At 47.5% G+C, this 17,034-nt stretch carries 18 protein-coding genes and 2 riboswitches; of the genes, 10 read left to right on the top strand and 8 right to left on the bottom strand.

Going from position 1 to position 17,034, the window contains the following annotated elements; translation table 11 throughout:
- The 3 genes from AC58QT_RS21595 to AC58QT_RS21585 form a co-directional block, all read right to left on the bottom strand.
- Entirely contained in the window at positions 1–666 is a 666-nt protein-coding gene (locus tag AC58QT_RS21595; RefSeq protein ID WP_497410845.1) for a DUF2306 domain-containing protein, read from the bottom strand.
- A gap of 127 nt (positions 667–793) precedes the next feature.
- Positions 794–1,552, bottom strand: coding sequence for an exodeoxyribonuclease III (locus AC58QT_RS21590; RefSeq protein ID WP_497410844.1), 759 nt, complete (start codon positions 1,550–1,552; stop codon positions 794–796).
- A gap of 768 nt (positions 1,553–2,320) precedes the next feature.
- Positions 2,321–2,983, bottom strand: coding sequence for a putative endonuclease domain-containing protein (locus AC58QT_RS21585; RefSeq protein ID WP_497410843.1), 663 nt, complete (start codon positions 2,981–2,983; stop codon positions 2,321–2,323).
- Positions 2,984–3,217: 234 nt separating this feature from the next.
- On the opposite strand from AC58QT_RS21585, the gene cysK reads away from it, so the two are divergent.
- From cysK to AC58QT_RS21555, 6 genes are all read left to right on the top strand, one after another.
- Complete coding sequence (gene cysK, locus AC58QT_RS21580) at positions 3,218–4,156, top strand: cysteine synthase A (RefSeq protein WP_497410842.1); 939 nt, start codon at positions 3,218–3,220, stop codon at positions 4,154–4,156.
- Positions 4,157–4,343: 187 nt separating this feature from the next.
- Positions 4,344–5,363, top strand: coding sequence for an ABC transporter substrate-binding protein (locus AC58QT_RS21575; protein WP_497410841.1), 1,020 nt, complete (start codon positions 4,344–4,346; stop codon positions 5,361–5,363).
- An 18-nt stretch (positions 5,364–5,381) separates the two neighbouring features.
- Positions 5,382–6,383 (top strand): FecCD family ABC transporter permease, encoded by a 1,002-nt coding sequence (locus tag AC58QT_RS21570; protein WP_497410840.1) that lies wholly within the window; start codon positions 5,382–5,384, stop codon positions 6,381–6,383.
- Complete coding sequence (locus tag AC58QT_RS21565; protein ID WP_497410839.1) at positions 6,376–7,218, top strand: ABC transporter ATP-binding protein; 843 nt, start codon at positions 6,376–6,378, stop codon at positions 7,216–7,218. Before AC58QT_RS21570 ends, AC58QT_RS21565 begins: the two co-directional genes overlap by 8 nt.
- Positions 7,163–7,672 (top strand): HugZ family pyridoxamine 5'-phosphate oxidase, encoded by a 510-nt coding sequence (locus tag AC58QT_RS21560; RefSeq protein ID WP_497410838.1) that lies wholly within the window; start codon positions 7,163–7,165, stop codon positions 7,670–7,672. Before AC58QT_RS21565 ends, AC58QT_RS21560 begins: the two co-directional genes overlap by 56 nt.
- Positions 7,673–7,696: 24 nt before the next feature.
- A complete protein-coding gene (locus AC58QT_RS21555) occupies positions 7,697–8,167 on the top strand; it encodes a DinB family protein (protein WP_497410837.1) in 471 nt (156 codons plus the stop codon).
- 48 nt (positions 8,168–8,215) lie between these two features.
- Here AC58QT_RS21555 and AC58QT_RS21550 read toward each other — a convergent pair whose 3' ends face one another.
- Complete coding sequence (locus tag AC58QT_RS21550) at positions 8,216–8,998, bottom strand: lipase family protein (protein WP_497410836.1); 783 nt, start codon at positions 8,996–8,998, stop codon at positions 8,216–8,218.
- Positions 8,999–9,128: 130 nt separating this feature from the next.
- On the opposite strand from AC58QT_RS21550, the gene AC58QT_RS21545 reads away from it, so the two are divergent.
- The 4 genes from AC58QT_RS21545 to AC58QT_RS21530 all read left to right on the top strand — a co-directional run bounded on the left by AC58QT_RS21545 (position 9,129) and on the right by AC58QT_RS21530 (position 14,051).
- A complete protein-coding gene (locus tag AC58QT_RS21545) occupies positions 9,129–10,844 on the top strand; it encodes an ABC transporter ATP-binding protein (RefSeq protein ID WP_497410835.1) in 1,716 nt (571 codons plus the stop codon).
- Positions 10,845–10,992: 148 nt separating this feature from the next.
- A complete protein-coding gene (locus tag AC58QT_RS21540) occupies positions 10,993–12,069 on the top strand; it encodes an ABC transporter permease subunit (protein ID WP_497410834.1) in 1,077 nt (358 codons plus the stop codon).
- Complete coding sequence (locus AC58QT_RS21535) at positions 12,066–13,022, top strand: ABC transporter permease subunit (protein WP_497410833.1); 957 nt, start codon at positions 12,066–12,068, stop codon at positions 13,020–13,022. Before AC58QT_RS21540 ends, AC58QT_RS21535 begins: the two co-directional genes overlap by 4 nt.
- Before the next feature lie 135 nt (positions 13,023–13,157).
- A complete protein-coding gene (locus AC58QT_RS21530; protein WP_497410832.1) occupies positions 13,158–14,051 on the top strand; it encodes a methyltransferase domain-containing protein in 894 nt (297 codons plus the stop codon).
- A gap of 5 nt (positions 14,052–14,056) precedes the next feature.
- On the opposite strand, the gene sugE is transcribed toward AC58QT_RS21530, so the two are convergent.
- The 4 genes from sugE to AC58QT_RS21510 all read right to left on the bottom strand — a co-directional run bounded on the left by sugE (position 14,057) and on the right by AC58QT_RS21510 (position 16,988).
- A complete protein-coding gene (gene sugE, locus AC58QT_RS21525) occupies positions 14,057–14,377 on the bottom strand; it encodes a quaternary ammonium compound efflux SMR transporter SugE (protein WP_310501882.1) in 321 nt (106 codons plus the stop codon).
- A gap of 92 nt (positions 14,378–14,469) precedes the next feature.
- Positions 14,470–14,571, bottom strand: a riboswitch (guanidine-I (ykkC/yxkD leader).
- A gap of 67 nt (positions 14,572–14,638) precedes the next feature.
- The gene (locus AC58QT_RS21520; protein WP_497410831.1) at positions 14,639–15,250 is read right to left on the bottom strand and encodes an MSMEG_1061 family FMN-dependent PPOX-type flavoprotein; all 612 of its coding nucleotides are present in this window, start codon (positions 15,248–15,250) and stop codon (positions 14,639–14,641) included.
- Between the two features lie 139 nt (positions 15,251–15,389).
- Positions 15,390–15,860: a C40 family peptidase gene (locus AC58QT_RS21515; protein ID WP_310501884.1), complete on the bottom strand. Its 471-nt coding sequence runs from the start codon at positions 15,858–15,860 to the stop codon at positions 15,390–15,392.
- Between the two features lie 3 nt (positions 15,861–15,863).
- Positions 15,864–16,002, bottom strand: a riboswitch (cyclic di-AMP (ydaO/yuaA leader).
- Between the two features lie 167 nt (positions 16,003–16,169).
- On the bottom strand, positions 16,170–16,988 hold the full coding sequence (locus tag AC58QT_RS21510; RefSeq protein WP_497410830.1) for a hypothetical protein: 819 nt from the start codon (positions 16,986–16,988) through the stop codon (positions 16,170–16,172).
- Between the last annotated feature and the right edge of the window lie 46 nt (positions 16,989–17,034).

The following is a 17,034-nucleotide window of genomic DNA, read 5'->3' as shown; positions in this document are numbered from 1 at the left end:
TTATAACAACATCACTCCTTTACTCCTATTATACTTGCGAATCCCAGCGCGAATGATCATTTCCGCGATGAGTAAATTCGGCAGCCAACACATCCAAGCAATGACGCCGAAGGTATCATTCGTATCCGGAAGGCCCCAGAATACAGCGGCTAACGGTGTCATGATACGAAGCGAGATCGCTGCGCAGGACAACGCGTAATTGCGTAACATCCATTGACCGTGTGCGCGTGAGTTGCGATCAGCGATAATGCTCTTTAGACTTTGGTAAAGTGTGTACAACCACATGAGAGATAGGGCTCCGAAGCCAAGCTGAGCACTCAAGCCACCGCTAGTGTAATAAGCCATGTAGAGACCTGTCGAACCTGCTACTGTAATCATCGTTGCATAGGCATAGCCAATCGCGCGATGGACATTCGGTGTTCGGAGTCGAATTCTCTTCATGAATTGCATCCAACCAATGCCGAGCGCAATACCACCAGAAACCGCGTGGAACCATAGCATGGTATACCAGAGATCAGGCATGGTACCTTTTTCGGTAACGAAGCCTTGATCTTTGATATCGTCAGGGTTGCCATACAGTAACAAGGCATAAGCCGCAATCCCAACGGCTAGAAGGGCTAGAATGCCAAACACCCAATTCCGTCTTCTTCTTCGGTTTCTCTTCACTTTGCATCCCTCACAGCGCATCGAATTCTTGTTAATTCGATCTTACCACTTAGGAATTTATTTCCAGAAGCGACCTAGGTCGGAACATGTGCTCCTCCTGAAGTCGGGGATTAGATCAGCCAACGCTCTAGGCTAAATCCAACTCCAAAACCACAGGACAATGATCGCTCCCTAGAATATCACAGGCAATAGATGCCTCAGTAATCTGAGGTGCTAATCGAGCAGATGCGAGGAAATAGTCAATCCGCCAGCCCACATTCCGAGCACGAACGCCAGGCATATTGGACCACCATGAGTACACATCTGTTCTCTCTGGATACAAGTGCCGGAATGTATCGAGGAAGCCTGCTGCTAATAAATCCGTCATTTTGCCACGCTCTTCGGGGGTAAAGCCAGAGTTGTTGTGGTTCCCTTTGGCATTTTTTAAATCGATTTCATTGTGGGCCACATTCAAATCACCGCAAACCAAGACAGGCTTCGCTGCATCAAGTCCGGCTAAATAGGCGCGAAAGCGATCTTCCCACTCTAGCCGGTAAGGCAGCCTGGATAAATCGCGCTTCGCATTCGGGGTATACACCGTTACGAGATAGAAGTTCTCGAATTCTAGTGTCAGGATGCGACCCTCAGGCTCGGAATCTTCTTCAATACCGTACCGGACAGAAAGGGGCTCCACTTTCGAGAAGACAGCCGTGCCGGAATATCCTTTTTTCTCTGCATAGTTCCAATATTGCTTATAGCCCTCTCCTAGATCGAGGTCGATCTGCCCCTCTTGTAGCTTTGTTTCCTGCAAGCAGAAGAGATCCGCATCCACCTCTTTAAAATAATCCAAAAACCCCTTATTCACACAGGCTCTCAAGCCGTTAACATTCCAAGATACTAGTTTCATTATTGATACTCCTTGCGTTCTATTTAGGATGGTTATCATCTCAAATCAGTGTACCATATGTTCGCGCCAGGGTCGTCCTAATATGCCGATCTTCCCAACTTACAACTAGCCACCTACATTAGAGTATCTATTAGCTGCTTTCTTCAGCAAGTTCGACAACACCCTTTTCTTAGCTTCTTTCTCTCGCGTGCCCGCACAGAACCCTTTCCCTGGCAGCTTTCGCGCGGCCCGCACAGAACCCTTTCCCTAGCTGCTCTCTCTCGCCACACAAATCCCTTACTTAAGCTGCTTTCTCGTGCAAGCCCGCATAAAACCCTTCCCCCAGCTGCGCTGCTCTCTCCCCAAAAAACCTTCCTCCAGTTGCTTTCGCGACCCCCCACTGGATAAATCCAGTAGAATCCCTTTTTTGATCTCCAAAAACCAACCTTGAATGGATTAATCCACTCAAATACTCAAAAAGAGCATAGAATCACTCGATTTTAGGGCCGACTACTGTATTAATCCAATGAAACAACAAATTTAGCTATCAAATATAGCATTTAACTGTATAAATCCAATGGAGCGGGGAGGGGAGTAGGGATAAGTAGGTTTTAGTAGGAGTTAGTAGGTGTGTTAGTTGGGACTTGTAGAAATCTAGAAGAAACTAGAAGAAGTTACTGGGGGCTGTACGAGCTAGAAAGAAGTCAACTGGCTAGAATGTCGTGGTGGCTTGAATAGCTAAAATTGGCTTGGCTGAGAAATATGGCGTAGATACACGGACTCCCTTACCTACAAATGTTCCAGCGAAACATCTTTTAGCTCGTAATAACGAATATTCGATCCTCGGACTATTGGTGTTAAATATCCTCGGTACACTAGTGCTTGGAGCCGCTTGCGTGCGGTTCGGAAATCAACATCGAACTGTTCGACGACATCCTTCGGCCTCACCCGACCGCTTAATTGCCAGGCCAGTCTGAGCACTTCTTTTTCCAAAAGCGTAGTCAAGCTCGTCGCTTCATGCCGAATCATCCGTGGGCCGATCACCATATGCAGTAGCATCCGACAAACGTCAGGACGATGCTGAATATCGTCAAAGGAGAAATGGATCATTTTCCAACCCATGCCGGTCAAGAAAGTTTCTCGATTCAACGAGTAGCTAAATTTCTCTCGGTCCATGTCCTTCACATGACTTTGATAACCATCACATTCAATCCCAAAACGACCGAAAGGAGTCAAATACGCAAAATCGATAAACTGCGATTTTCGATTCCAATCGTAGATCTCATACTCAGGATGCAAATGGTCAAAATGCTGAAACAAAGGATACCACACATGCTGAAGAAAAAGTTTCTCCGCATAGTTATGTCCCCGCAGAAGACGTCCTCTTCTTTCACCGCTACGAAGTGCAGTATGCTTCTCCATAAAAGCTTGATGATCTAAATCAAATGCCATGCCCTTCGACCTCCCATTCTGATTAAAATAAAAAAAACGCCCTCTCGCCATATGGGCAAAAGGACGTTCCTCGTCTCTAATTGGTAGTATATCAAATCTACGAACCGAATATAAGAGAATACCACACTCATTCATCAGGATTATTGATTTAATATAACTTTCAGCAGGTGTTATACTTTATTTATCCAACTAAACGTATAGGTTTAATTAAAACCCGTGAAAGCGAGGTCTCACATGCCTAACATATATAATAATTTAACAGAACTCATCGGGAATACGCCGCTGCTTGAGCTCTGGAATTTCAATAAACAACAAGGACTTGAAGCGCGAATTATCGCGAAGCTGGAGTATTTCAACCCTGCGGGAAGCGTGAAGGATCGTATCGGTTATGGCATGCTGAAGGATGCAGAACGCAGAGGGAAGATCAAGCAAGACACGGTGATTATCGAGCCGACGAGTGGGAATACGGGTATTGGTCTCGCTTTTGCAGCGGCTGCACTAGGCTACCGCTTGATTATTGTATTACCGGATTCGTTCAGTGAGGAACGCCGCAAAATCATAAGAGCCCTAGGCGCAGAACTTGTACTCACGCCAGCTGCTGAAGGTATGCAAGGTGCTATTCGTAAAGCCAAGGAACTAGCTGCTCAGCTGCCAAGTGCCTACATCCCTCAGCAGTTCAGCAATCCAGCTAACCCTGAAATCCATCGTGCGACAACGGCAGAAGAAATTTGGCGAGATACGGGCGGGCAGGTTGATATATTTGTGGCAGGCGTCGGTTCAGGAGGCACGATTACTGGGGTAGGAGAGATTCTAAAACAGCGCCACTCTGATGTTCAAATTGTAGCCGTGGAGCCTGCGGGCTCCCCTGTGCTGTCCGGCGGCACGCGAGGTGTGCACCAGATCCAAGGGATCGGTGCTGGTTTTGTGCCGGATAATTTTAACCGGGACATTGTCGATGAAATCCTCTCTGTCAGCAATGAGGCAGCGATGGAGACGGCTCGCCAGTTAGCCAAAAGCGAAGGGCTGCTCGTCGGGATTTCGTCAGGTGCTGCGGCTTATGCCGCCGTTCAACTGGCAAAACGACCTGAGAATAAAGGGAAGACGATCGTCGTTATCCTCCCTGATACAGGTGAGCGATATTTGTCGTCGGCCCTTTTTACAGAGCTTGAATAAGGAGAATAGGAATCCCCAATAGACCGTGAAGGGTAGCGAAATCGCACCTTCGCGGTTTTTTTGCATGTTGAAAACTAGCGAAAGATCGTAGTAGAAAATGCGACATAAAAATTCTTATTGAAAACAATTATCATTATCAATATAATAAGAATGAAAATCATTATCAATTACATAGGGGGATTTAAAAATGATAAAACAGACATCTATAAAGATAGGTATGGCCGTACTTTTACTCTCGTTGACAGTCGCTTGCGGCCAAGGAACTTCAACGGAACCAGCCGCTACGCCAGCAGCGACTGCTGCAGCTAAAGCAGCCGCAACACCAGCTCCAACCGTGGCACCAACGGCGGCACCAACGGCAGCGCCGAAGGTTGCCATCGATGAGGCGAAAGCTGCTGAGCTGCTCGCGCAGTTCAAAACGCAAAACCCATCCAAACTCATTACTGTCTCCGTTGGCATATCCGAAATTCTCAATGAGCTTGGTGTTATGCCGGTTGGTGTGCCAACAACAACGAGCAAAATGCCAGCAGCTTATGCGAATGTAACGAAAATCGGCAGCTCCCATGCCCCTGATTTAGAGCAAATTGCCAAACTAACGCCTGATGTCATTCTTTCACCATCCTCCCTTAAAGATAGTCTAGAGAAGAAGTTCCAGCCCGCAAAGCTGCCAACGGCTTACATTCCTGTAGATTCCTTAGATGAGCTTAAGCTTTCTACAGTTGTACTAGGAAGATTGTTCAAGCAAGAAGCGAAGGCTACAGCTCTTCTTGAGAAAACAACGACAGAAGAAAACGCAGCGCGTGAGCTTGGTAAAGGTAAAACAGCACCGAAAGTGCTGATTCTCTTCGGATCCGCTGAATCCTTGATGTTCATGAACGAGAACACATTCACAGGCAGCTTGGTGAAGCAACTGGGAGCTTCCAACGTGGTGTCGGACGTTCTGAAATTGAAAGAAGCGTACGTTCCTCTGAACATGGAAAGCATCGTAACGGCTAATCCGGATGCGATTTTATTGGTAGCGCATGGCGATCCAGCGGCAGTATCGAAAAAGCTTGAAGAAGACTTGAAGAAGAACGGCGCATGGGAGAAACTGAACGCATTCAAAAACGGTAAAGTCAAACCGCTAGATTACAACCTATTCGGTATTGCCTCTATCGTTAATGCTCCAGCGGCTTTCAAAGATCTAGCACAAGTTCTCTATAAATAAAGCCGGGGGAATGCCGTTGTGGTCGAGAAGCAGAAAAGAAACATCACATATATAGGGATTGCATGTGTTCTGCTTCTCGTAGGCACGTTGCTATCTATCGGCCTTGGCAGCGTCCGTATTTCACCTATGGATACGATACTAACCGTATTCGGATCCGGTGATAGCTCCAATCATACGATTCTGTGGGATATCCGTATCCCACGCGTTTTTCTTGCTTTAATTATTGGCGCTAACCTAGCCGCATCGGGCGCTTTGCTCCAGGCTGTGCTGCTTAATCCACTCGCTGATCCTGGACTGACAGGTGTATCGAGTGGTGCAGCGGTTGCTGTACTGCTCATTATTCTTGTTTTTCCATCCCTATCTTACTTGATCCCGTTAGGTGCCATTATTGGAGGGTCCTTCGCGGCATTGATGGTCTATGTGTGGGCGTGGAGTAAAAGAAGCGGATTTGCTCCCATCAGAGTCATCTTATCTGGTGTTGCGGTTAATGCTGTCTTCGGCGGTGTCATTGGACTTCTCTCTATTCTCTATAGTGATAAGCTGCCTGCTGCACTACAATGGCTAAACGGCAGCCTTTCCGGTAAGGGGATGGGGAGTGTCGAGACGATTTTACCCTATTCAGTCGTGGGCTGGGTGATAGCCTTCTTCTGTATTCGCCAAGCCAACATCTTGCGTTTAGGAGAACAGGCTGCGCATAACTTGGGACAGAATCTAACCCGTATCCGGTTCACCCTATCATTCGTCGCAGTCTATCTGGCAGCTGTTTCTGTCTCCACAGTCGGACTTGTCGGATTTGTAGGACTCGTCGTTCCACACATCTCACGCATGTTAGTCGGCTCTAACTATCGTTTTATGCTGCCTTTAAGTGTGGTGCTTGGAGCGTTCATACTCTTAGTAGCTGACACGCTCGGACGCACCGTATTTGCTCCATTAGAAATACCTTCAGGCATTGTCATGGCGATGGTTGGGGGACCCTACTTCCTGTATCTGATGCGAAAGGGGGAAGCAGCCCGTGCTTGATGTACAATCCTTAACCATTCGATATGGGGAAAAAACGATTGTGAATGACTTCTCTTTAGATGTCAAAGAGGGGGAAGTGGTCTCGATCATCGGGCCTAACGGATCAGGGAAATCAACGATACTCAAAGCCGTTTCACGTCTTATCCCATGCGATAGCGGTCGCGTCTGCATTGCGCAGCAAGAGCTGCAATCGCTCAGTACGAAGCAGATATCACGTATCATGTGCATGCTGTGTCAATCGAATACAAGTCCAACGGACATGACAATTGAAGAACTTGTTGGCTACGGACGAATGCCCCACAAGAAGTGGTTCGAACGTTTTAATGGGGAAGATTACGAGATTATTCACTGGGCACTTGAGCAAACGGGATTGCTTCCTTACAAGGATCGCATCGTGAACTCTTTATCCGGTGGCGAAGCGCAGCGTGCATGGATCGCGATGGCTTTAGCACAGCGCCCTAAAGTATTGCTGCTGGATGAGCCAACCACTTATTTGGACATTGCACATCAATTGGATGTACTAGAGTTGGTTCGTAAGTTAAATCGCGAACTGAATCTCACCGTGGTTATGGTTCTGCACGATTTGAATCATGCGAGCGCGTACAGTGATTACATTTGTGTGCTGAAGAACGGGGAACGTTATCAATACGGCAAACCGCAAGATGTGTTAACGAGCGACTTGCTCCGACAGGTCTATGATGTAGAATCCGATATTCAACAGGGGGCTCCCGGTGTGGGTCCCCGCGTACATATTTTGAAGAAAGCAGGGGTGCTTCCGAATGAAACAATTGGATCAAGAAATCAGCAAACTCCAGTACTTGAAATTCGCAGATAGTTTGAAAACGTTAATGTTGAGCACGGTGGATGAGAACGGTAAGCCGTTCATTTCCTATGCTCCGTTTGTGAAGAAGGACGGTAAGCTGTATATCTTTATTAGTAGAATCGCAAATCATTTCCGCTATATGGAGACGAATCCTTCCGTTGATGTGATGCTAATTGAAGACGAAACCTCGACAGAGAATCTTTTTGCTAGACAACGTGCTCGGTTCGTATGTACAGCTGTGAATATTGGAAATGAAGAAAAAGAAGATATTTTCGACTTGTTTGGTGAGCGTTTTGGCAAGCAAATGATTAACGTGTTGAAAACGCTGGACTTCTCCTTGTTTGAACTCTCAACACTAGAGGGACGCTATGTAGCTGGCTTCGGTCAAGCCTTTGACCTCGACTTGGCAGCGACAAGATTCGAACACGTAGCAAGAGATGGTCACCAACCCGCAAAATCATCCTAATAGAAACCTAAAGGAGCGTTTACTATGAGTTTTGAAACGGTATTGCCGATTTGGAATGCGATTCAAGGTCGGTTTCATAAAACAGTGCAAAAGCTCCCTGAAGCGGACTTGACCCTGGAATTGGGTTCAGCTTCAATCGGATATATGCTTCGTCACAATGCTGAAGTTGAATATATGTTTGCGAACTGGTTTTTCGGTGTGAAAATGCCAGAAGGAATCCAATTATCTACAAGTGGCGGCCCTGGCGGCGCGAAGGCAAAGGCTTCCTATACGAACCTGCAGGAATTAGTTGATGATCTAACAGCTTCGAACAACCATCTCATTGAAGCGATGCGTGCTTTGCCTGAAGAGGCTTGGACCGTGCCCGTAGATTCGCCGATGGGGCCTTCGACACCGCTAGAAGCAGTGGGAAGATTGATGTACCACACAGGAATTCATGCAGGTCAAATTTCTTTGATACAGAAGCATTTCGCTGTGAAAGAGGATGCCGTATAAGCTTGTTTCATTAAAAAAGAGACTATGGGCCAGTTCCCATAGTCTCTTTCAGTTCGGGCAGAAGCCCGGTGTTTTGGTGCAGATCAGCTTCGCATATTTCGGATCAAGCTTAGCGAGCTCTGTATAATAGCTACTAACTGCATGATTTCCCGCGAACGACCCCGTTGGAAAGGCGAGCTCAACGCCTCTTTTTACATGGATATAGTGATAGAGATCACCCGTACGAGGCGATTTATACACGAGAGGCGGTAGGAATGGTACCATATCATTGCGATTGTATACGCGATAATGTGGCCCTGTTTTGAGATTAAATTGCTTGGCGAATGTTGTATTGCCGACTCTTGGAGAACCGAAGGTGTACACAGCAGGATTCTTGAACTTCGTGTTCGTTGCCAAATCAGCAGCACATAGCGTAGAGAGTGAGCCACCAAGACTATGCCCTGTCAGGTAAACTTGTTTGTGTGGGGATAGTTTGCTCATTGACGCTAGAATAGGCTTCCGTGCTGATTCGTAAATATCTAGAAACCCTTGGTGCACCAGACCGCCCTCTTTGGCATAGGGGAAATCAGTCTGTCTAGCAATAGCATCCGAGATCCAGTCTGACGTGGTGGAGGTACCCCGAAATACAATCACAATTTGACTGTCGGATTCTGCAATAAAACCAAATAGCTCACGCCCGCCAAAAGCAGCATTCGCTGTGATCGGAGAAACGATGCGATAGGCAGCAGGTAAGATGACAGCATCAGTTCCTTGTTCCAGTTGGGTATAGCTTTGACCGCACATTGCTGAAAGGCGAATGGCAGTTCGCGTATCCATCGCGTTGCTGAACATGATTCCATGCCTCCACAGCCAGAATAAGATATACCTATTCATATGAAAATAGTGGATACATGTCTTCTGGCAATTGCCTATTTGTAGAGGATTTCAGGTATAATATGTAAAGGAAAGGTGGAGTAGACACATGTTGAAAAGGTTTTTTTCGTACTATCGGCCCTATAAGCACTTATTTATTTTGGATTTTACTTGTGCAGTGGTGGCTGGGTTGTTGGAGCTAGGCTTCCCGCTGGCCGTCAACCAGGTGATTGATAAATTGCTTCCAGCAGGAAATTGGACATGGATTATTTGGGCGTGCATCGGATTGTTGGCCGTCTATGCGCTGAATACACTGCTGAACTTTGTCGTTACCTATTGGGGACATATGCTGGGGATTAACATTGAAACGGATATGCGGAAAAAGCTGTTCACCCATCTGCAGAAACTGAGCTTCCGGTTCTATGATAATAACAAAACGGGGCAGCTCATGTCGCGGATGTCGAATGATTTGCTAGAGATCGGCGAAGTGGCGCATCATGGCCCGGAGGATCTGTTCATTGCCGTGATGACACTCATTGGGGCGCTGGTGCTGATGCTGCAAATTAATGTGAAGCTTGCGCTTTTAACATTCGTCATTGTGCCGTTCCTTCTGTGGATTGCGGTGTATTTTAATCAGAAAATGACAAAAACGTTCCGTCGCATGATGGGCGATCTGGCTGATATTAATGCAAGAGTGGAAGACAACATCGGTGGTATTCGTGTGGTACAGGCCTTCGCCAATGAAGCGCATGAGAAGAAATTGTTCGAAGTGAACAATGGGCGATTCCGATTGACGAAGCTGGCTTCTTATAAAATCATGGCGTGGAACATTTCATTAAGCTACATCTTAATGCGTTCCGTGACGGTATTCGTGCTTATCTGTGGCACGTGGTTCGTTATCGACAAGCAGATCTCCTATGGGGAGTTCATTGCGTTTGTTCTGTTAACGAACGTATTCTTAGGCCCAATTCAAAAAATCAATAACGTCATTGAAAGCTATCCAAAGGGAATTGCCGGCTTCAAACGCTATGTTGAGGTGATCGACACCGAGCCAGAGGTAGCGAATCATCCGAATGCTCGTAAGGTGGATCACCTTGCAGGTCAGATCAAGTTCGATAGCGTCTCTTTCGGGTACGGGGATGAAGATCATGTATTGAACAACATTAACCTGTCGATAAAAGCAGGTGAAACGGTCGCCTTCGTCGGTCCATCCGGCGCAGGCAAAACGACGATCTGCTCCTTGCTGCCGCGCTTCTACGATGTCAGCGAGGGCAGCATCGCCATTGACGGCCACGATATTCGGAGTATCGAGCTGGAATCGCTGCGCCGCCAAATCGGCATCGTGCAGCAGGATGTGTTCCTGTTCTCCGGCACGATGCGGGAGAACATTGCGTACGGCAAGCTAGGCGCGACGGATGAGGAGATCTGGGATGCTGCGCGTCGCGCGCAGCTGCAGAACTACATTCAGTCCCAGCCGAAGGGACTGGATACCGTGATCGGAGAGCGCGGCGTCAAGCTCTCCGGAGGGCAGAAGCAGCGCCTCGCGATCGCGCGCATGTTCTTGAAGAATCCGCCGATTCTCATCTTAGATGAGGCGACATCGGCGCTGGATACCGAGACTGAAGCGGCGATCCAGCAGTCCTTGGCGGAGCTGTCGAAGGGCCGCACGACGCTCGTCATTGCGCATCGACTCGCGACGATCAAGAACGCGGATCGGATTGTCGTTGTAACCGAAGAGGGCATCACCGAGCAAGGCGCGCATGAGGAGCTTATCGCCGTAGGCGGGGTGTACAGCCGCCTGCATCAGGCGCAGTTCAGCTCTTAGGAAGCTTTCGCCTCCCTGATTGTTAGGGAGGCGGAGGCTTTTTTATTTTTCAATAGAATAGACTAGTCCTGTCCAAAACCTTCATGATAAACTATGACAATACGATGACTATTTTACCTAAGGTAAATAATAAATGAGGTGGCACGGATTGAAGGTAATAGGACGATGGCTATTGCTGGGTGTGATTACGCTAATCGGAATTTTCTTGCTGAGTAACATTCGGCAGATGTTTCTGTCCGTTCAACCTGATCAGATCAAGGTGGCAGTCAATTCCAGCATTAACATGCAAAAGGTCAGTGAGATGCTGCCAGGCAGTAAGGTTTTGAATGAGAAAACGGGGTTAATCGAGGTTCCCTACGGGAAGTTCTGGGAGTATCAGGGAACGGCTATGACGATCAAAGGTGTTTTACGATCTTCGGTCGTTCCGCTGGAGAAGCCGATCATATCGTGGCGCTATTATGGCTACACCGTCAAAGACCAGCTTAAGGGATTCCTGCATGGTGATTTTGGTAAATATCGAGATCCCTATACACGCAAAGAGGTTGCTGTCACGCAGGCCATCCCGAAAATGCTTCTAAAAACCTGCACTTATTTCATACCAGGCTTATTGCTCGCGATTCTACTTAGTATGCTATTTGCGCTGTGGGCTTCGATCTCAAGACGTATCGGCGTTCTGCTAGATGGCCTGCATGCATTGTTAGTGGGATTACCGGACTTTTTCCTGATCGTGCTTATTCAATTAGGGGCTATTTACGCAACGAAGCTTCTTGGTCACTATGTGCTGCTGATTGTTCAGGTAGGAGATAGAACTCCCTTCCTCATTCCGTTTCTCACGATTGCATTGATTCCTTCCGTGACGATTTATGGGACACTTCGTGTTGCCATTGCGCGGGAGCTGGGGCAGGATTACGTCGTTACCGCTTTGGCCAAAGGATTGACGCGCCGCGAGGTACTCTTCTCCCATGTGCTTCGAAATGTGATGGAGGATGTGTTGGCTATCTTGCCTAGAGCAACGACATTAGCCCTAGCCAGTATGGCTGTCGCCGAGGCGATTTGTGGCATTGGGGGCTTGGGGGGCTTCATCATTTTACCGATTTACCAGGGAATCACGTCTATGTCTGCAATCTGTGTCGTGCTTGGTATTGTTGCGATGGCTTTCCATGTTCTCTATGCGCTGCTGCGAAAACGTTTCGTGGTACATACTGAGGAGGTGGCTAGACCATGAGAAAGCGTCCTTCTACTGCTTTTTATATCTCCATCGCTTTCTTGGCGCTTTTCCTGATTGTGATGGTGTTCGGGTCCTGGTTGAAGCCGCATGGGATATCACCAGAGGACAAGATCAACATGATTCAATATCAAGAGGATGGTAAAACGAGATACGCCATCCCTCCGTATGCGCCCAATAGCAACTTCCTGCTCGGCACGGATCATCGTGGCTTCGATATGCTCAGTTTATTATTAAATGGGCTGAAATACACACTAGGTACGGCGCTTGCATTAACTCTGCTACGTCTTGCAGTGGCGCTGCCATGGGGATTGTCGAGCGGGATGACGGGCCGAGGGCGCGGCCTTCTCCGGTCCTTGCAGTGGGCAGTTGCGGCGGTGCCGGCCTTCATTTTCCTCTACCCGCCGCTAGCGGGGATGTATTATGGGTTAAGGCTCGATCTCGGGGCTAAGGCGGATCCTCACAATAAGCTATTGTTCAGCATCACCTTTATTACCTTAATTACACTGATCGGTATATTCCCATTGGCTCATCAGATCGCAGATCGGACACGGTATTATAGTGGCAAAATGTTTATCGAAGCATCCCGACTCATGGGCGGTTCGTTCTGGCATCGGACGCTTCGGCATATTTTTCCCTCGATGCGGAATGAAATGATGTTCATCTTCTTAAGCGAGTTCATGCAGGTGCTGTTCCTTCTGGGGCAGCTTGCCGTATTCAATATCGTGCTAGGTGGTACCGAAACAATCGGGGACGAGGAAGCTGGCTTCCAGATTACGATTAGTACCTCCGGTGAATGGTTGTCGCTAATCGCTTACGGCGCACGCTATATTCGACTGCACCCGTGGATTATTCTCAGCGCGGGCACAAGCTTTGCGTTATTATTCCTTTCGCTGCAATTTTTCTTGAACCAGCTCAAGCGCCGCTATGGCGAGGAGCGCCAGTTGATGTAATAGAGTCGAGCTTTCATCCTGTGGATGGGGCTCGGCTTTTTTCGTATTTGAGTGGAAGTGGTTTTAATACAACATAATAAATGTTAACATGACACATATTATGTGTTATTATATTCAAAAAGGAGGGGGATAACCATGGAAGACAAACAAGACAAGACGAAGCGACTCTCCGTTTATTTGCCTGAGAAAGTAAAATCCGATCTTGAGCGGATGGCCGAAGACACGGGCCTATCGATGACACAGTTGATCGTTATGGCGACGCAGGGGCTGCTTGCGAATTACGCGGTGCAAGGCGGCGCGATTTTTGCGGATTTGCTTTCGGCGAGACATCGTATCCTTCATGAGGTGAGGGAGAAGCAGACGCTTTTGGACCAAGAAAAACTAAGCATGCAAGCCTATTATGGTGCGCGAGCAGAGGAGTATGAACGGATTTATCACCGCGAGGATGCGGAGTACCAAGAAGAGTTGGGCGTTCTGTCCGATATGATTAAGAAACAGGTAGTAGGACGCCGCGTGTTGGAAATCGCCTGCGGCACGGGTTATTGGACACACATAGCTGCTGAATCTGCGGCACAGCTTGTTGGCGTAGACATACGCCCTGAAGTGCTGCGCATCGCGGAGTCGAAGACATGGCCCAAGGGGAATGCCACTTTTATAGAAGGAGATGCTTATAAGCTCTCTGAGGTGCGAGGGGAATTTAATTATGGGCTGGCCAACTTCTGGTTCTCGCATATTCCGCGCAATCGCATCGACAGCTTTTTGCAGGGATTACATGAACGGTTGGGCAGCGGGGCACAGGTGTTTATCGCGGATAATGTGTATGTACCTGGAAGAGGCGGCGAGCTCATCACCCATGCGGATAGTGAGGATACTTACAAAAGGCGTGAGCTCGCCGACGGTTCCAAGCATGACATTCTCAAAAATTATTATAGCTACGAAGAGTTGAATGATATTTTTCGTCCATTGTCCCAACATTTGCGCATCTTCGTGGGTGGCAGCTTGTGGTACGTAAGTTATACGATCAAATAGACATTTTAGTGCCCTGACGTGAATTTCAACCCAAGCACACCGACTAAGATCAGAACCATGAACAAGATACGAAGCAAACTGATGGGTTCATCGAGAAACATCGTGCCAATGATAATAGCACCAACCGCGCCGATTCCGGTCCAAGCGGCATAGGCTGTTCCGATCGGAAGCGTTTTGGTCGCTACGGCTAAGAAATAGAAGCTAACTATCATGCCAAGGATCGTAACAATGGAGGGGACGAGTCGTGTGAATCCATTGGAAAATTTCAATGAAATCGCCCACACCACCTCAAAAACACCAGCTATGACTAAGTATAACCAGGCCATGCACATACACTCCTTTCAAAGTGGGGATACACGTTGTTTAGTGTGACCAAAAAACAGAGAAAAGCCCGGAAGTAATATCGCTTGCGCGATAAGACTCCCGGGCTTTTCTCCCTCCGTGACCACAGCGTATCCGCTGTGTGTTTTCTCTTGGACCAGCCGGCGACGTGCACCGCGGAACCCTAGAAAACGACATGCCGTAATTATAGGATGGGTAACATGTGATGTCAAGTTACACTTTATGGCTAGTTGGGTGTTTTGTTCCTACTCTTCTAGCGGAACTCCGTTTAATGCTAGATGGGCGCGGAACATTTCCATGCTGTCTGGATGCTCTTTCTCAGGCACCCACGTCGAGGAATCCCAAATCTTTGACAGCTTGAGGGCACGGCTGCAATGAATGAAGCATTCTTGCACTTCAACGCCGACAGCGGCGATGGGGGACTTCCCGTTTAACTGCATCGTTGACAATAGCTCCTCATCTTTCGTCAGCCAAGCGCGGCCATTGACGCGAAGCACCACGTCCACGCCAGGAATGATGAATAAGAGACCCACTTGCGGGTTGGTTAACATATTTTGCATCGAGTCCAGTCGACGGTTTCCCAGTCTTTCTGGATAGATAAGGCGATGTTCATCTAGAACGCGTACAAAGCCTGCGCTATCACCGCGAGGTGATACATCGCACAGTCCATTCGCATGCGAAGTAGATAAGTAGAATAAGGGTGACTTGGCGATGAACGCTCTAGCATGCGCGTCGACTTGGTTGATCACTTTCTTTTGGACTGCTGGATGCGCCTCTCCGATAGCTGCGCGAATCTCATCAATGGATTGAATGATGCCGGGGAACGGTGGGGGTGTAAGATCTTTTATGCTGTCCATGTATTCTTATCCTTCCTGGAGGCCGAAGGCCTTTATGTATTCATTGTAGTATACGCAGATCTTCTCGCTCAAATGAATGAAGCCCTACAAACTGCTCTTACGAGCAAAGCTTGCAGGGCTTCATTCTGTGCCGAGAATATTACTTGGATTCAGCAGTTAGTTGATTGTAGATATCATCCCATAGAACTCGTCTGGCTGATACATACCGCTTCGCATAATAGGATTCGCTCAACTTATTCTTCACAACACCTTGATTTGTAGCGGAGTGAACGAATTCACCATCTCCAAGGTACATGCCTACATGAGATATGCCGCTGCCATCCGTGTTGAAAAATACAAGATCGCCCTTACGAAGATCCTTTTTGTCAACCCAGTAGCCTTCGCTGTTTTGTGATTTGGAGCTGTGTGGAAGGTCGATGCCGAAACCATTGAACAAGTAGGATGTGAAACCAGAGCAATCAAACCCTTTGGTTGTCGTTCCTGCCCATTTGTAGGGAGTTCCTACGAGATCTTCGACTGCGTTGTCCATAGAGGATGACGCGAAAACGCTTCCTACGCTTACGCTCAAAAACAAAACAAGGCTAAAAACAAGACCAACAACTTTCTTCAACTGCTTGTCTCCTTCCGGTGCCTACGAGGTTAGCTGGAGGGTTCGGTTGAAGGTTCCCTATGATCCCTGTCTTGCAAGATCAATTCACCCGGAGTGGTTCCCCCGTTTCCCCATAAACTGAGGAATTCGGCATGAAATATTTGGTTTTTTGATGCTAGTCCTTTTTATTCGTCATAAAGTTTGAATTTCCTCTTTTATGGTTACATAATAGGCAAAAAAATAAGCGGAATTGTTCGAGGAATAGACAAAAAAAAGCCCCCTTCTCAAAGAGAGGGGGGAATATTTGCCTATTGGCTGTTTCTTTGAATATTAATTGGATATTTTGGCAGAAAGCAGTTGATATTGAGAAGAAATCCCCCAAATCTGGATGAAAATGTGGAATAGGGGATATAGCTGATAAATGACTAGTGCTAGCAGTCCAGCCCATATGTAGGTAGCTGTGACAGTTACCCCTGCTAAAAGTCCTGTTATTACTAACAGAATAATGGCCAGTCCGACAATCGGCAGTGAATGTCGAAAAAAGGAGATGACTGTAGATAGGATGCCTAGATTAGCCGCGATGGCGAATTGCACATACATAAAGAGAAGCTGCAAGACAAATCCGTAGACAAAGAGACAGAGTATCCAAGGCAGAAGTTTGATGATTACTTGCTCATAGGATCCGCTATGCGCGAGAATATATGAGGCTTTCGGTAGCAGCCAGATGAGTGGAAACAGGGTAAGTGCAATCCGGACGAGATACACGAGCAGAAACGGTAACATAAGTTTTTTCATCCCGCGAAAGAACCGATAGCCTGCATTCTGATGAGGGTGCGTAAGTGAGTAGTATACACCGCCATTTAGGAGTGGCGTCATCAGCATGCGAGCACACAAGAGGACAGCTAGCCACCATAAATAGGAATAGCTAAGATCGGTTTTTATTAACTGAAACTGGCCTTCAGCTAGGAAGATTTGCAATGCCTGTTTTGGCTGCTCGGCGCCAGGGAAACGATGCATGAGGGGGACTAGTATGCCCTGAACGAGTTTATACAGGAGAATACCCCAGCCCATCTGATATAGGAACAAAATGATTGTGGCAAATGGCTGTGCCATAGTTGCCCTGAAACCTGATTTGATATAGGTGGCCAACGAGGTCCCTCCTTAACGTTTTCTTTAGAAAACTAGCATCATAAGC

The organism is Paenibacillus sp. J31R109 (assembly GCF_059692055.1).
Note: the sequence above shows the minus strand (reverse complement) of the source record. Positions and strands in the feature narration are given on the sequence as shown.

What these genes read in the sequence shown, in the direction of transcription:
- AC58QT_RS21590 (WP_497410844.1), bottom strand. Translation starts at nt 1,552, where the DNA reads ATGAAACTAGTATCTTGGAATGTTAACGGCTTGAGAGCCTGTGTGAAT.
- AC58QT_RS21585 (WP_497410843.1), bottom strand. Translation starts at nt 2,983, where the DNA reads ATGGCATTTGATTTAGATCATCAAGCTTTTATGGAGAAGCATACTGCA.
- cysK (WP_497410842.1), top strand. Translation starts at nt 3,218, where the DNA reads ATGCCTAACATATATAATAATTTAACAGAACTCATCGGGAATACGCCG.
- AC58QT_RS21575 (WP_497410841.1), top strand. Translation starts at nt 4,344, where the DNA reads ATGATAAAACAGACATCTATAAAGATAGGTATGGCCGTACTTTTACTC.
- AC58QT_RS21560 (WP_497410838.1), top strand. Translation starts at nt 7,163, where the DNA reads ATGAAACAATTGGATCAAGAAATCAGCAAACTCCAGTACTTGAAATTC.
- AC58QT_RS21555 (WP_497410837.1), top strand. Translation starts at nt 7,697, where the DNA reads ATGAGTTTTGAAACGGTATTGCCGATTTGGAATGCGATTCAAGGTCGG.
- AC58QT_RS21550 (WP_497410836.1), bottom strand. Translation starts at nt 8,998, where the DNA reads ATGTTCAGCAACGCGATGGATACGCGAACTGCCATTCGCCTTTCAGCA.
- AC58QT_RS21545 (WP_497410835.1), top strand. Translation starts at nt 9,129, where the DNA reads ATGTTGAAAAGGTTTTTTTCGTACTATCGGCCCTATAAGCACTTATTT.
- AC58QT_RS21535 (WP_497410833.1), top strand. Translation starts at nt 12,066, where the DNA reads ATGAGAAAGCGTCCTTCTACTGCTTTTTATATCTCCATCGCTTTCTTG.
- AC58QT_RS21530 (WP_497410832.1), top strand. Translation starts at nt 13,158, where the DNA reads ATGGAAGACAAACAAGACAAGACGAAGCGACTCTCCGTTTATTTGCCT.
- sugE (WP_310501882.1), bottom strand. Translation starts at nt 14,377, where the DNA reads ATGGCCTGGTTATACTTAGTCATAGCTGGTGTTTTTGAGGTGGTGTGG.
- AC58QT_RS21520 (WP_497410831.1), bottom strand. Translation starts at nt 15,250, where the DNA reads ATGGACAGCATAAAAGATCTTACACCCCCACCGTTCCCCGGCATCATT.